Here is a 12,139-nt window from a genome sequence, read left to right on the forward strand (position 1 = left end):
TCGAGTCCCCAGTGAGTCCCCTCGCGCCACATCTAGTTCAGGCATGCGCTTCATGTAAGGTTCCGATGGATTTCACAACGGTTCACCGGAACGCAGGTGGAGCCTCAGCCTCTTAGGCTTCGGTTAAACGTTTGAAAATCTGTGTGACTCAGCTTCGCGACGAGGTCGTTTTGACCCGCTGATGTGCCCCAGTAGTTCGATTTTGTTGTTATGTCATCCATTGATGCCCCCAGGTTAATATGGCTCCGAATTTCGTTGTTTTCCCCTTCTGCCGCAAGCGGAATTGGCTACTTAATTAACGCTCTAATATCGTTTCGGCAGCTAGATTCTTGTCTCCCGGAATTATAGCGGCGGGTAAGGGTTGGACGTAGTCCGTGGCATCTGATTAGCTTTCGTCTTCTGATTTCGAGCTGACAGACGTCAACATTGGATTATTTCAAAGAAGGTATCCATGCCACGCGTGAAAGGTATTATTGCCTCACGCTTTTCAGCTGCCCGCCTGTGTTTGCATTCGTGCCTGATAAGTCTGCATCCCACCCGAAAGCACCTTGACCTGAAGGCGGTTCTGCGCCAATAGCCGAAAGGCGTAATAAGCACGCTGTCCGACGCCGCAGATCAGCCAGATTTCGCGGTCCTGCGGCAGTTCGTGAAGCCTGTCGCGCAGGGTTTCGAGCGGCAGGTTCCGTGCGTTCGGGATGTGGCCGCCGGCAAACTCGGTTTCGCTTCGAACGTCCACCAGCAGGGCCGAGGTGTACGCCAATTCGTCCCAATCCGCCAGGGGGAAATCCCCGCGCAGATGGTTGGCGGCGATCATGCCGGCCACGTTGACGGGGTCCTTGGCGGCGCCGAACTGGGGGGCGTAGCAGAGTTCCAGGTCCTCCAGGTCGAATACCGAAGCTCCTTCCATCATGGCCGTGGCGATGACATCGATGCGCCGCGCCACATCGAGCTCGCCCACGGCTTGCGCGCCCAGAATCCTGCCGTCGGTCTCGGAGAACAGCAGTTTCATGTGGATCGGCTTGGCGCCCGGAAAATAGCTCGCATGGTGGCCGGGATGCAGGTAGATCTTTTGGTAATTCATGCCGGCTCGCCTAAGCAGCTTTTCGTTGGCGCCGGTACAGGCGATGGTGAGTCCGAACACTTCGCACACGGCGGTTCCGAGAACGCCGTCGAATCTCAGGGGCGGCGGTGCACTGTTGCTGCGATCGAAATGATGAAGAATGGCGGTGGCCGCCACGCGCCCCTGCCGGTTGGCGGGGCCGGCCAGCGGGACGAGCTGCCATTCTCCGGTGACGCGGTTTTTCACTTCGACCACATCGCCCACGGCCCATATGGCGGGGTCGCTGGTGCGCATGTATTCATCGACCCGGATGCCGCCCAGGGCGCCCAGTTCCAAGCCGGCGTCGGCCGCTAGTCCCGATTCCGGGCGCACGCCGATGCCGAGGACGACCAGATCGGCAGAGATGGTGTCGCCCTTGGATGTCAGCACGTTCAAGCCGCGCTCCGGGTGCTGGTCGAAGGCCGCGACGCCTTCGCCCAGTCTGAGGCTGACGCCGCGGGATTTCAGCCGTTCGGCGGCATAGGCGGCCATTTCAGGGTCGAGCGGCGGCAACACCTGGTCGGCCAGTTCCAGCAAGGTGACCTCGAGCCCCAGTCCGACCAGATTCTCGGCCATTTCGAGGCCTATGAATCCGCCGCCCACGATCAGCGCGCGGGAGGCCCTGGCCGTTGCTGCCTTGATCTTCCGGCTGTCCGGAATATTGCGCAACACGTGGATGCCGGGCAGGTCGATGCCGGGCAGAGGCGGACGGACGGGCTTGGCGCCGGTCGCGAGGACCAGCGCGTCATAAGATTCTTGCCGCGTCGCGCCCGTCTTGAGATCGCGCACCTCGATCGTTTTGGCTTGCCTATCGATACGGGTGACCTCGGTTTCCGTATGCACGGCGATGTTGAATCGGTTCTTGAATACTTCGGGACTGGCCACCAGCAGTTTGGCTTCCGATTCGATCACGTCGCCCACGAAATAAGGCAGGCCGCAGTTGGCGAAGGACACGTGCGGTCCGCGTTCGAACACGAGGATTTCGCAGGTTTCGCACAGCCGGCGCGCCCGAGCCGCGCAAGTGGCGCCGCCGGCCACGCCGCCGACGATGAGGATGCGTTTTTTCGTGGCGTTCATGAGATCGAATCTCCAGTCAGCGAGTTGCGTTAGGTATTCACGGGCTAATGTCCGAGCCAGGACGGCCGATTGTAGCGCTCGCGACGGGGCGGCAACACCGTTAGAACACCCTTGGTCCGAGATAGTGACGCGTGGCTGGGTAGGCCGGAACAAGGCGATAGCCAGTTCCGGCGCTCGATCTACGAACTGGCGTCACCGAGTAGGTCAGTAATCCTTGCCGAACACAAGGAGTCGGCACGTGGAATCGTCGGCAAGGGGTTGCCGACATACCAACCTGTGCCGCCAAGTAGGTCGGGAATCCTTTCCCGACGTAGCAGGCTTGCGAGCGTAGTTGTCGGCAAAGGATTGCCGACCTATGAATGCTGCGAACAGGGGGTGCCAATGTGGTCAGGAGGCCTTGCCGAACATCCCAGGGCGGCGCATGGCATCGTCGGCAAAGGATTGCCGACCTACAAATGCCATGTATCGAAAGTAGGCTGGGATGACGAAGGAATCCCAGCAATCCCGCTAGTTATCATGCATGGGATGCATGGGATGCATGGTGCCGTGAGGATGTCCCGGCATGGCATCCGGGCCGTGCTCGGCGAGCTGGGCGTCGAACCATCGGTGTACGGCGGCGATCAGAGCGGGATCGCCGGATGAATAAACGATCTCCGCTCCATTCGGGAGTTCGCGGTATTCCACGTGCAATGTTCCCGGTTGGGCGTTTTTCAGCTCGGCGAGGCCCGGCATGTTTTCACCATGGATGCGAGCAGGATCGGAAAAATCGCCGCGGGCGAATTCCTCGGAAATCTTCGTCAGGTGCTGCCGGATGAGTTTGATCTGCCCGGCATTGGCCGGGTCCCGGACGACGACTTGCTGCACCCCTCCCGTTTCGGTCTTGGTAAAAACGTGCTGGGTTTGCTTGAGGTCGAAGGGCATGACCTCGGCCCCGCGTTTCGAGATTTCCTCCACGCGTTCCGGACTTGCCGTCTGTGCCGGCACCACTGTGGGTAATCCAAGAGCGAGAACGATCCCGGCAAATGCCCAAAGTCTTCGATTACGGCCTTGCATGACACGATCTCCAGTCAATTCGTCAATGCCCGGTTTTCAGATGCGCCGGACAGCATTCTTCGTAGCCCGGCACGCCCGTGCGGCGTTCGTACCAGGCGCGGCTGCGGTTGACCACGCCGACGGCGAGCAGCATCACCGGCACTTCGATCAAGACGCCGACCACTGTTGCGAGTGCCGCGCCGGATTCGAAGCCGAACAGGGCGATGGCGGTGGCCACGGCCAGCTCGAAGAAGTTGCTGGCGCCGATCAGCGCCGAAGGACCCGCCACGCAATGGGGCGAGCGTACGGCCCGGTTCAGGAGGTAAGCCAGTCCCGAGTTGAAAAACACCTGGATCAGGATGGGTACGGCCAGGAGCAGGATCACAATCGGTTGAGTCAGGATCTGCTCGCCCTGGAAACCGAACAGCAGCACCAGGGTGGCCAATAGCGCCGTCAGCGAGACAGGGTGCAGTACTTTCAGCAGCCGGTCCAGACGGGCGTATCCGTCCCCGTGGCGCAGAACCGCCATACGCAAGAGGTTGGCCAGGATCAGGGGTACGACGATGTACAGCAGCACCGACAGGAGCAGCGTGTCCCAGGGCACGGTGATCGCCGACAGCCCCAACAGCAAGCCGACGATGGGCGCGAAGGCGAAAATCATGATGATGTCGTTGAGCGCCACCTGGGACAGGGTGTAATGGGGCTCGCCGCGCGACAAATGACTCCAGACGAACACCATGGCCGTGCACGGCGCTGCGGCCAGGAGGATCAGCCCGGCGATGTAGGAATCGATCTGATCCGCCGGCAGCCAGGGCCGGAACAACTGACCAATGAAAAGCCAGCCCAGGAGCGCCATGGAAAACGGTTTCACGCCCCAGTTGACGAACAGGGTCACGCCCACCCCGCGCCAGTGCTTCACGACTCCTTTCAGCGCCTTGAGGTCCACCTTGACCAGCATGGGGATGATCATCAGCCAGATCAGCACCGCAACCGGCAAATTGATCTTCGCCATTTCCAGCCGTCCCACGGTTTGGAACGCTGCGGGGAAAAGATGCCCCAGCCCTATGCCGGCGACGATGCAGAGGAATACCCAAACCGTCAGATAGCGGTCGAACAGGCTCATGCCTTTGGCTTTTTCGCCCGGCCCGCGATCAGAGGGATGGGCGCTTCGGGCGGCACTTCGGGTTTTCTGTCTATTCATGGCTATACGTCTCTCAAGCTATTAGAGCGTTTTCCGATTCGATGTAAGGGATCCCGATATGTAGGTCGGCAAGCCTTTGCCGACTTACCGGTTCGGCAAAGGGCTTTGTCGGCAAGGGATTGCCGACCTACGTGCTTCCCGCCCGACACGAATCCGTACACCGTGATGAAAAACACTCTAATGGGTTTCCGTGCCGATCCGATCAAGCGCCTCGGCCAGTTCCGACCGGGACATCGTTTCCACCGGCAGTGCCAGCAGTCGGCGGATACGTTTTTCGAGGGCCGTGTAGGTCGCTTCGAAAGCGGCTTCGATGGTCTCGGGACTGCCGGTGACGTGGGCCGGGTCCGGCAAGCCCCAGTGCCCGCGAACGGCCGATCCCAGGTAAACCGGGCAGGCTTCCCCCGCCGCCGAATCGCAGACCGTGATCAGGATGTCGATCGGCGTGTCTTCGAGTGCGTCCCAAGACTTGCTGGCATAGCCTTCGGTCGGGAGTCCGTGGCGGGCCAGCGTCGCCAGGGCGTTCGGGTTGACCCGGCCGGTCGGATGGCTGCCGGCGCTGAAAGCGCGAAAACGTCCCGCGCCCAGCCGGTTGATCAGGGCTTCGCCCAGGATGCTGCGGCAGGAATTGCCGGTGCAGAGTACGAGAATGTTGAGCGGACGCGGGTTCACGGATGGATTCCTTATTTTGAAGGGCTGCAGCAGCTCGAGGCGGATTTGATCTGTATGGCCGTGTCTTTGCCGAAGGTCGGTATGCTGCTCAGCGAGTGAAAGGCCTCCCAGGCGATACCTTGGGGATCGACGGTCCAGTATTTGTCGGACTGGGCGTAGCAGCAGGCGGCTTGTTTTTGCGCCTCGACCGGCAGGGCGGCGTCGCTCAGGCCGCGGTTGACCTCTTCCAGCTCCTCGCCGGATTCGACCTGGAGCCCCAGGTGATCCAGGCCGAGCCGGCTTCCCCGCGCGGAAATGGCGAAGTTGATGCGGGGATCGTCCAGCATCCACTTGGCGTAGTCATCTTTCAGGACGCTGGGCTCGGTCTGGAACAAGGCGCTGTAGAAACGGATGTTCTTTTCGAGATCGTCGACGGCGATATGGACATGGAATCTTTTCATGGCAAATGCTCCGATAGGTTACTCAGGTTTCGCGGACATCATTCTTGCGGATTCAACTTCACGTAACGGCGGTTCTGCCGACATCTCGGCCAGTGCCCGTTGTTGCACCGACGGCGAGGATAGTCTTGCCCGCGTCGCCCTTGCCGATGAGAACAGGAGCGCGGGAGCAGTTCGAAGAACCGCACGTTCGTCATCGCGGCACCTTAGCCGCAGCAACTCTGCACAACTGGAAGCTCGACCGGGTCTTCTTCGAGAAAACGGTGCGCCAGTTGCAACATCGCCCTTGCGGGGGTCTCCTTCACGCTCTGGGCGGTCTTCACGGCGAGCATCATGTCATCGCGCGAGACCCCCAGCTTCTTCGCCTGCTGAAAGTGATATTTGAAACAGGGCTCGCAGTTGGCGGCAATCGCGGCCCCGATCGCAACGAGTTCGGCGACGGCGTCCGTATAAATGCTGGGCGCAGGCGTTTCGATGTTCAGTCCTGCCAGGGACGCCAGTTCCGCTCGGGCCGGATATCTGCCCTTGCTGCCGATTTGGCCGTCCACCAGAAGCAAAGGCAGGCATTCGTTACCTTCCTTCTCCAGCCAGGCCTTCACGACCGGATTCGCCGCGAACGCTTGCGGGGCCTGGGAAAGGTTATGGCGGGCGACCTCGACGCCTTGTTCCGACAACCACTGCACATCGGCGGCGAATTGCGCGAGAACGGGATCGACCTCAACCCCGCACACGCCCGTGCCGCAGCATAGAGCGGGATCGTAGATTTCGAGCTTTTTCATGGAAGTCTCCTCTTAGGCAAAGGAACAGTGGGCAGCCACCGGCTATTCGCCACCGTGAGGCATATCGATACGCCCGATGTCGCGGACTTTTCGTTCCAGTGCGAGTCGCTCCAAACTCGTGGCATTAAGGTTCGCGAATAGGGTGATGCGCCGATGGAGAACGGCGAATGCCTTGGCGAAGGCCAGGCGCTTTTCATCATCGGAACCGGCGACCGCCGCAGGATCGGGCACGCCCCAGTGGGCCGTGATCGGCTGTCCGGGCCAGGCCGGGCAAACTTCGCCCGCTGCGTTATCGCAAACGGTGATGACGAAATCCAAATCCGGCGCGTCGGCTTGCGCGAATTCGTTCCAGTGTTTACTCCGTGCGCCAGTGGCGGGAATTCCTTCCTTTGCCAGCCTTTCCAGGGCAAACGGGTTGACCGTTCCCGCCGGGTGGCTGCCCGCGCTGAAGGCGCGGAAACGGCCCCGGCCGATCTGGCTCAATAGGGCTTCCGCCATAATGCTGCGCGCCGAGTTGCCGGTGCACAGGAAGAGCACAGTAAAGGTTTTGTCGCTCATGCCTGGGTTTCCTCGATGCCGGCGCAATCGGATGTGGCGGTCGGCTTGCAGGGCTTGCCGCTGCAGCAGTTTTCGGTCAGAAAGCCGAGCAGCTCGTTCATGGTCCGGAAATTGGCCGAATAGATGACGTAGCGGCTTTCCTGCCGGGACGAAACGAGATCGGCGTGGGCGAGTTCCTTCATGTGGAAGGAGAGCGAAGAGGGCGGAATGCCCAGCGTCTCGCTGATCTTCCCGGCGGACAAGCCTTCCGGCCCGGTTTGCACCAACAGGCGGAAGATGGCCAGGCGGGATTCCTGGGCGAGCGCTGCGAGGGCGGTGACGACTGATTTAATTTCCATGTTTCAAAGATTATAGAAATATAAAATAATTGCAAGCGGAATTTTCTCTCGTCCCCAATCTCCGGATTGGGAACGCTACCCTGGAAGCCCCCGCTTCCCGAACGACAGCAAGCAAGAGCTTGCAAGACCGGGTTCCCAAGCCCGAAAGCTTGGGAACCCGTAGAAAAAGAACTAGGCCGGATCGAGCCGTTCGTCTCGGCTCAGGACAAGCTTATCCCGGCCTACGCGGGCTCAGTCCGCGACTCCCAGTATGACCGACCCGGCCTTGAACACGGCATGGGCCGCATCGCCCTCGCGCAGCCCCATCGAGTCCACGCTCTCGTTGGTGATGGTGGCGGCGATCGAATCGCCGCCCGCCAGTTCGATCACCACTTCGGAATTCACCGCGCCCTTTTGAATGCGCTTGACCGTCCCTTTCAACTGATTGCGCGCCGATAGGCGGTATCCGCCGAAATCCTTGACGATCATGACCAGCGGGGCCTTGATCAGCGCCATCGCGTCGTCGCCGTTCCTGACGCCCAGCGATTCCGCCGATTCCTTGGTGATGGCCGACACGATCGTTTCTCCGCCCTTGAGTCCTATGCATACTTCCACGGTGACCGCGCCGGTACGGATGTCGGTCACTTTGCCGAAGAGCTGGTTGCGCGCGCTTGCTTTCACGTTCAATCTCCTGAATAAGAAAATGAGGTTCGGGTTGTCCGCCAGTTGCCGGTTTTTCGCATCCAGGAAGCGGCGGTGTTCTTCCTGTAATCCGGTAAAAAGCGCCAATAACTCCCGGCCGACGGCGGTGAGCTTGGTGCCCCCTCCGTGGCGGCCGCCCACGGCGGTGGAAACCAGAAGCTCCGGCGACAGGTTGTTGGCCCGCTCCACCATTTCCCAGGCGCCTTTGTAACTTAGGCCCACATCTTTTGCTGCCCGGTTGATGGAACCCGTTTTTCCGATGGCGGCGAGCAATCGAAAGAGACGTTCGTTGAGGCCGCCGATCAGTCGGAGTTCGCCCTCGACCAAGGCGGGCGGATCGATCTTGTGATTCGGATTCGTCATCGATTGTTGGCTCTTCATGAACGGGATGGGGAGAGGCGGCCGGGATTCCGATCCACTTTCATCACGAGCGGATTGAAGGCTTTGGAAACCAGCATGACCGTGTCGCCGACTTGGATGTCCTGCATTTCCTGTGCCGTGGCGATCACTTGCACCACCCGGTTGCCGATCAGGATCGAGAGCGTGAACACGACGTCGTTGGGCTCGACCGCGAGCACTTCGCCGGTGAACTGAAATTTTCCGCTGATCCGGCGATTGCTGAAAACCTCGGCGGGGCGTCCGCGGGCGACCGTTCGGCCGCCCTCGATGACGATGACCCGATCGGACAGCCTGTAAACTTCGCCGAGGTCGTGGCTGACCATCAGGGTGGTCATCCTGAAATGCCGCTGTATCCGCAGAATTTCGTTTTGAAGGCGTTGGCGGGTTTCACCGTCCAGGGCGGAAAGCGGCTCGTCCAGCAGCAAGAGCCGGGGTCTCCGGGCCAAGGCGCGGGCCAGCGCCACCCGCTGTTGTTGTCCCCCGGACAGGGTGGTCGGGAGGCGCCGCTCCAGTTCCCGTATGTCCATCAGCTCCAGGAGTTCGTCCAGATAGCGTTCGTCCTTGGGATCCCCCAGCGCGATGCGGAGATTCTCGCGCACGCTCAGATTCGGAAAAAGGGCATAGTCCTGGAATACGAAACCGACTCGGCGCTTCTGGGGCGGGATGTCGATGCCCTTGGTCCGGTCGAACCAGATCTCGCCGCCTACGGCGATTCTGCCGTGATCGGGCTCGGTCAGCCCGGCGATGCAGCGAAGGCAAGTGGTTTTTCCGACGCCCGACCGTCCGAACAAGGTGAGAAACTGTCCGGTCTCGGCTTCGAGCTCGATGTCCAGGGTCACGTTCCCTTCCGCGGTGTGCAGGTTTTTTCGCAGCGATAGTTCCAGCATCAATGGGGTCCCAATGCGCGTTTGTTGATGAAAAATACCGCAAGCAGTATGGAGAAGCTCAGGGCGAACAAGACGAACGCATAAAAATTGGCCGCATCGTAGTTGAGCGATTCCACCTCATCGTAAATGGCGATGGAAGCCACTCGGGTCACGCCCGGAATGCTGCCGCCCATCATCAGCACCACGCCGAATTCGCCGATGGTATGGGCGAAACTGATCACGGCTCCGGCAAGCAGGGAGGGCTTGATGTTGGGCAGCAGAATCCGCGTCAGGGTTTTCCAGCGCGACAAGCCGAGCGTGTAGGCCGCCTCCGTGAGGCTGCGCGGCAGGTTCTGAAAACCCGACTGCACCGGGTGGACCATGAACGGCAGGCTGAACAATACGGACGCGACGACTAGTCCTTCGAAACTGAACACGAGCCGCAGCCCGAAGGTCTCGTCCAGAAAACGGCCGAAGGCGTTTTTGGGGCTGAAAGCCAGGAGCAGATAAAAGCCGAGCACCGAGGGCGGCAAGACCAAGGGCATGGCGACCAGGGCTTCCACCGCCGCCTTCAGGCGAAAGCGGCCGAAAGCCAGCCAGTAAGCCAGGGGCACGCCGATGAGGAACAATATCGCCGTCGTGACCGTGGCGAGCTTCAGAGTGAGGATCAGGGGTTGCCAATCATAGGCCATCGGCGCGTTCCCCCAGCATGACCTCGTTGGCCTTGACCAAGGCCTCGACGCGATCGCCCACGGCCAATTCCAGCCGCTCGGCGGCCCGGCGAGTGATAACGGACACCAGGCGGTGGCCTCCGCAATCGAGCGTCACCTCGGCCAACAGCTTGCCCTTGCGGATGTCGGCGATTTCGCCCTGTAGCCGGTTGCGCAGGCTCAGGCGACCGCTCAAGTCTTTGCCGAGCGAAACTTCCGTTTCCTTGAACAGGACCGATACGGCGTTGCCCGCTTCGAGATAGGGAGCGGATTCCGCCGTTTCCACCAGCATCGCGGTCAGCGTGTTTTCTCCCACGGCGACATCGACCAGCGAAATATCCCCTTCGCTGGCGACGGCAACGATGATTCCCGGCAATCGGTTCACGGCAGCCGATACCCTTGCCGGGCGAAGATGTCCCGTGCGGTCCGAGAAAACAGGAAGTCGAAAAAGCGTTTCGCCGCCGCGGGCCGATGTTCCTCCCCGTGCTTCAGAATGACGGCGGCCTGGGCGATGGGTCGATAGGCTTCCTCGGGAATTTCCATCCAGTGTCCCCGGTCCTTCAGCGCCGCCGTCAACACCGTGGACTTCGCGGTCAAGCCGATCTCGGCCGCCTGTGACAGCACGAACTGGTTGACCTGGGGAACGGTCTCGCCGTAAACGATTTTCTCTTGGAGAGCGGGCAGCAACCGATAGTGGCGCAGAGCCTCCATGGCCGCCCGGCCATAAGGCGCGCCCTTCGGATTGGCGAGAGCGATTTTGCGGATGCCAGGCGCCTTGAGCACCGCGGTCAAGCCCTTGTCGAAGGCGATGTCGCCGAGGGTCCACGCCACCAGCGCCCCGTAGACGTAGACCCTGGGCGGCGTGACGGCCAAACCGGATTTGTACAGATGCTCGGGATAACTGACATCCGCCGAAACGAAGACATCGAAGGGCGCGCCCTGTTCGACCTGGGCGGCGATCTTGCCCGAGGACGTGAACACCGGCTCGATCTCGATGCCGGATTCCTGCTCGAAAGCCTGTTTCAGTTCCGGAAAGTTGGCCTGAATGCCCGCCGCGGCGGCCACCGTCAGAGTGTCCCGCGCCGCGAGCGGCGGCGCTGTGGCCAAAAGGCAAATGGAAAGTACGAAGAACGGGTGTTTCATCATAGGACCTTTGAATATCGTCAAACAAAAACACGTTCACCGATAGCCGATTCGGTAGCGCCGTGTCCGCCGAACATCGCGACGGTAAGCGAGAACATGGCGATTATCCAGCGCGCCACATCTTGATCACCGACAACGCCAGACTGACGAACTTGTTGACGATGACCGCTTCCAGGGCCGGGAATTGAAATGTCCCGATGAGCAGCGGCAAGCGGAATTCCGCGCCTCCCAGTCCGATCAGGCCGCCCAGGGTAACGATTAGCGCCCCGCCGCCGAAGGCGGATACCCCGCGCCGCGTCGTCGCGGGCGCAGTGAGATTCGGATCGGCGTGCCGACTCATAGCGCGGGCGCCGCTTCGCCCGGCAGAACAAAGCCGTAGCGACGGAAGATCGCCCGCGCCGGTTCGGCGGCGACGAATTCGGCGAACGTCTCGGCCAATGGATTGTTCTCGGCCCGCTTGACGACGACGTAGGCCTGATCCAGAGGGGAATGCAGATTCTCCGGAACCAGCGAATACCCGCCTTTCTCCTTCAGCGCGGGACTCACGGCCAGCGACAGGGCGATGATGCCGACATCGGCGGCGCCGGTCTCGGCGAACTGGGCGGTCTGCGCCACGTTTTCGCCGAACACCAATTTCTTTTCCACTTTCGACCACAGACCGGCTTTCTTCAGTGCCTCCTCCGCACGCATGCCGTAGGGGGCATGCTTGGGATTGGCGATGGCGATCCTGGTGATTTGGGGACTGTCCAAGTTCTTTAGTGTCATCTTGCTGGCGTCGGTCCGTGCACTCCACAGCACGATGCGGCCGCGGGCGTACATCCTGACCTCGGAAGCCGTCAGCCCCTGCTCTTTAAGCTTTTCCGGAAACTTGATGTCGGCCGAAAAGAAGATGTCGAAAGGCGCTTCGTGCACGATTTGTTCGTAAAACTTGCCGGACGAACCGGTGACGAGATCCACCGTCGCTTCCGGGTGGCGGTCTTTGAAGGATGTCACGATTTCGTCCATTGCATACTTGAGATCCGCCGCGGCGGCGATGGTGAGCTTGCCTGTCTCGGCGCCCTGAGCGGTGTGGCCTACGGTTATCAGATGGAGCAAAAAGATCAATAAGAAGCGATGCATGGCTGAGTTCTCCACAGTTTGAACAGATCGG

15 protein-coding genes are annotated in these 12,139 nt (G+C 60.8%); all 15 read right to left on the reverse strand.

Features of this window, described 5'->3' with window-relative positions:
• Window positions 1-487 precede the first annotated feature (487 nt).
• The 15 genes from ACR2R1_RS16950 to modA (ACR2R1_RS17020) all read right to left on the reverse strand — a co-directional run bounded on the left by ACR2R1_RS16950 (window position 488) and on the right by modA (ACR2R1_RS17020) (window position 12,108).
• Window positions 488-2,176 carry an FAD-dependent oxidoreductase gene (locus ACR2R1_RS16950; protein ID WP_434111055.1) on the reverse strand — a complete coding sequence of 563 codons (1,689 nt, stop codon included), beginning with the start codon at window positions 2,174-2,176 and terminating at the stop codon, window positions 488-490.
• 507 nt (window positions 2,177-2,683) lie between these two features.
• Complete coding sequence (locus ACR2R1_RS16955; RefSeq protein ID WP_086134912.1) at window positions 2,684-3,229, reverse strand: aspartate carbamoyltransferase; 546 nt, start codon at window positions 3,227-3,229, stop codon at window positions 2,684-2,686.
• 22 nt (window positions 3,230-3,251) lie between these two features.
• Window positions 3,252-4,409, reverse strand: a complete 1,158-nt coding sequence (arsB, locus tag ACR2R1_RS16960) for an ACR3 family arsenite efflux transporter (protein ID WP_434111057.1) — start codon at window positions 4,407-4,409, stop codon at window positions 3,252-3,254.
• A 177-nt stretch (window positions 4,410-4,586) separates the two neighbouring features.
• Window positions 4,587-5,078 (reverse strand): arsenate reductase ArsC, encoded by a 492-nt coding sequence (locus ACR2R1_RS16965; protein ID WP_434111059.1) that lies wholly within the window; start codon window positions 5,076-5,078, stop codon window positions 4,587-4,589.
• A gap of 11 nt (window positions 5,079-5,089) precedes the next feature.
• Window positions 5,090-5,518 (reverse strand): ArsI/CadI family heavy metal resistance metalloenzyme, encoded by a 429-nt coding sequence (locus tag ACR2R1_RS16970; RefSeq protein WP_434111061.1) that lies wholly within the window; start codon window positions 5,516-5,518, stop codon window positions 5,090-5,092.
• A gap of 203 nt (window positions 5,519-5,721) precedes the next feature.
• A complete protein-coding gene (arsD, locus tag ACR2R1_RS16975) occupies window positions 5,722-6,294 on the reverse strand; it encodes an arsenite efflux transporter metallochaperone ArsD (protein ID WP_434111063.1) in 573 nt (190 codons plus the stop codon).
• 42 nt (window positions 6,295-6,336) lie between these two features.
• The gene (locus ACR2R1_RS16980) at window positions 6,337-6,852 is read right to left on the reverse strand and encodes an arsenate reductase ArsC (RefSeq protein ID WP_434111065.1); all 516 of its coding nucleotides are present in this window, start codon (window positions 6,850-6,852) and stop codon (window positions 6,337-6,339) included.
• The gene (locus tag ACR2R1_RS16985; protein WP_077728558.1) at window positions 6,849-7,190 is read right to left on the reverse strand and encodes an ArsR/SmtB family transcription factor; all 342 of its coding nucleotides are present in this window, start codon (window positions 7,188-7,190) and stop codon (window positions 6,849-6,851) included. Before ACR2R1_RS16985 ends, ACR2R1_RS16980 begins: the two co-directional genes overlap by 4 nt.
• 231 nt (window positions 7,191-7,421) lie before the next feature.
• Complete coding sequence (locus ACR2R1_RS16990; protein ID WP_168175332.1) at window positions 7,422-8,234, reverse strand: TOBE domain-containing protein; 813 nt, start codon at window positions 8,232-8,234, stop codon at window positions 7,422-7,424.
• A gap of 14 nt (window positions 8,235-8,248) precedes the next feature.
• The gene (locus ACR2R1_RS16995; RefSeq protein ID WP_077728560.1) at window positions 8,249-9,157 is read right to left on the reverse strand and encodes an ATP-binding cassette domain-containing protein; all 909 of its coding nucleotides are present in this window, start codon (window positions 9,155-9,157) and stop codon (window positions 8,249-8,251) included.
• A complete protein-coding gene (modB, locus tag ACR2R1_RS17000; RefSeq protein ID WP_077728561.1) occupies window positions 9,157-9,828 on the reverse strand; it encodes a molybdate ABC transporter permease subunit in 672 nt (223 codons plus the stop codon). The genes ACR2R1_RS16995 and modB overlap by 1 nt, the downstream gene beginning before the upstream one ends.
• Window positions 9,818-10,231 carry a TOBE domain-containing protein gene (locus ACR2R1_RS17005; protein WP_205780655.1) on the reverse strand — a complete coding sequence of 138 codons (414 nt, stop codon included), beginning with the start codon at window positions 10,229-10,231 and terminating at the stop codon, window positions 9,818-9,820. Before ACR2R1_RS17005 ends, modB begins: the two co-directional genes overlap by 11 nt.
• Window positions 10,228-10,992, reverse strand: a complete 765-nt coding sequence (modA, locus tag ACR2R1_RS17010) for a molybdate ABC transporter substrate-binding protein (RefSeq protein WP_434111069.1) — start codon at window positions 10,990-10,992, stop codon at window positions 10,228-10,230. The genes ACR2R1_RS17005 and modA (ACR2R1_RS17010) overlap by 4 nt, the downstream gene beginning before the upstream one ends.
• A gap of 100 nt (window positions 10,993-11,092) precedes the next feature.
• Window positions 11,093-11,329, reverse strand: a complete 237-nt coding sequence (locus ACR2R1_RS17015; protein ID WP_434111071.1) for a hypothetical protein — start codon at window positions 11,327-11,329, stop codon at window positions 11,093-11,095.
• Window positions 11,326-12,108, reverse strand: coding sequence for a molybdate ABC transporter substrate-binding protein (gene modA / locus ACR2R1_RS17020; RefSeq protein ID WP_434111073.1), 783 nt, complete (start codon window positions 12,106-12,108; stop codon window positions 11,326-11,328). Before modA (ACR2R1_RS17020) ends, ACR2R1_RS17015 begins: the two co-directional genes overlap by 4 nt.
• Window positions 12,109-12,139: the final 31 nt, after the last annotated feature.

This window comes from Methylocaldum sp. GT1TLB, assembly GCF_051027445.1.
Lineage (GTDB): Bacteria > Pseudomonadota > Gammaproteobacteria > Methylococcales > Methylococcaceae > Methylocaldum.

What these genes read in the sequence shown, in the direction of transcription:
- modA (WP_434111069.1), bottom strand. Translation starts at nt 10,992, where the DNA reads ATGATGAAACACCCGTTCTTCGTACTTTCCATTTGCCTTTTGGCCACA.
- ACR2R1_RS16995 (WP_077728560.1), bottom strand. Translation starts at nt 9,157, where the DNA reads ATGCTGGAACTATCGCTGCGAAAAAACCTGCACACCGCGGAAGGGAAC.
- modA (WP_434111073.1), bottom strand. Translation starts at nt 12,108, where the DNA reads ATGCATCGCTTCTTATTGATCTTTTTGCTCCATCTGATAACCGTAGGC.
- ACR2R1_RS17015 (WP_434111071.1), bottom strand. Translation starts at nt 11,329, where the DNA reads ATGAGTCGGCACGCCGATCCGAATCTCACTGCGCCCGCGACGACGCGG.
- ACR2R1_RS16955 (WP_086134912.1), bottom strand. Translation starts at nt 3,229, where the DNA reads ATGCAAGGCCGTAATCGAAGACTTTGGGCATTTGCCGGGATCGTTCTC.
- arsD (WP_434111063.1), bottom strand. Translation starts at nt 6,294, where the DNA reads ATGAAAAAGCTCGAAATCTACGATCCCGCTCTATGCTGCGGCACGGGC.
- ACR2R1_RS16980 (WP_434111065.1), bottom strand. Translation starts at nt 6,852, where the DNA reads ATGAGCGACAAAACCTTTACTGTGCTCTTCCTGTGCACCGGCAACTCG.
- ACR2R1_RS16950 (WP_434111055.1), bottom strand. Translation starts at nt 2,176, where the DNA reads ATGAACGCCACGAAAAAACGCATCCTCATCGTCGGCGGCGTGGCCGGC.
- ACR2R1_RS16990 (WP_168175332.1), bottom strand. Translation starts at nt 8,234, where the DNA reads ATGACGAATCCGAATCACAAGATCGATCCGCCCGCCTTGGTCGAGGGC.
- modB (WP_077728561.1), bottom strand. Translation starts at nt 9,828, where the DNA reads ATGGCCTATGATTGGCAACCCCTGATCCTCACTCTGAAGCTCGCCACG.
- ACR2R1_RS16985 (WP_077728558.1), bottom strand. Translation starts at nt 7,190, where the DNA reads ATGGAAATTAAATCAGTCGTCACCGCCCTCGCAGCGCTCGCCCAGGAA.
- arsB (WP_434111057.1), bottom strand. Translation starts at nt 4,409, where the DNA reads ATGAATAGACAGAAAACCCGAAGTGCCGCCCGAAGCGCCCATCCCTCT.
- ACR2R1_RS16970 (WP_434111061.1), bottom strand. Translation starts at nt 5,518, where the DNA reads ATGAAAAGATTCCATGTCCATATCGCCGTCGACGATCTCGAAAAGAAC.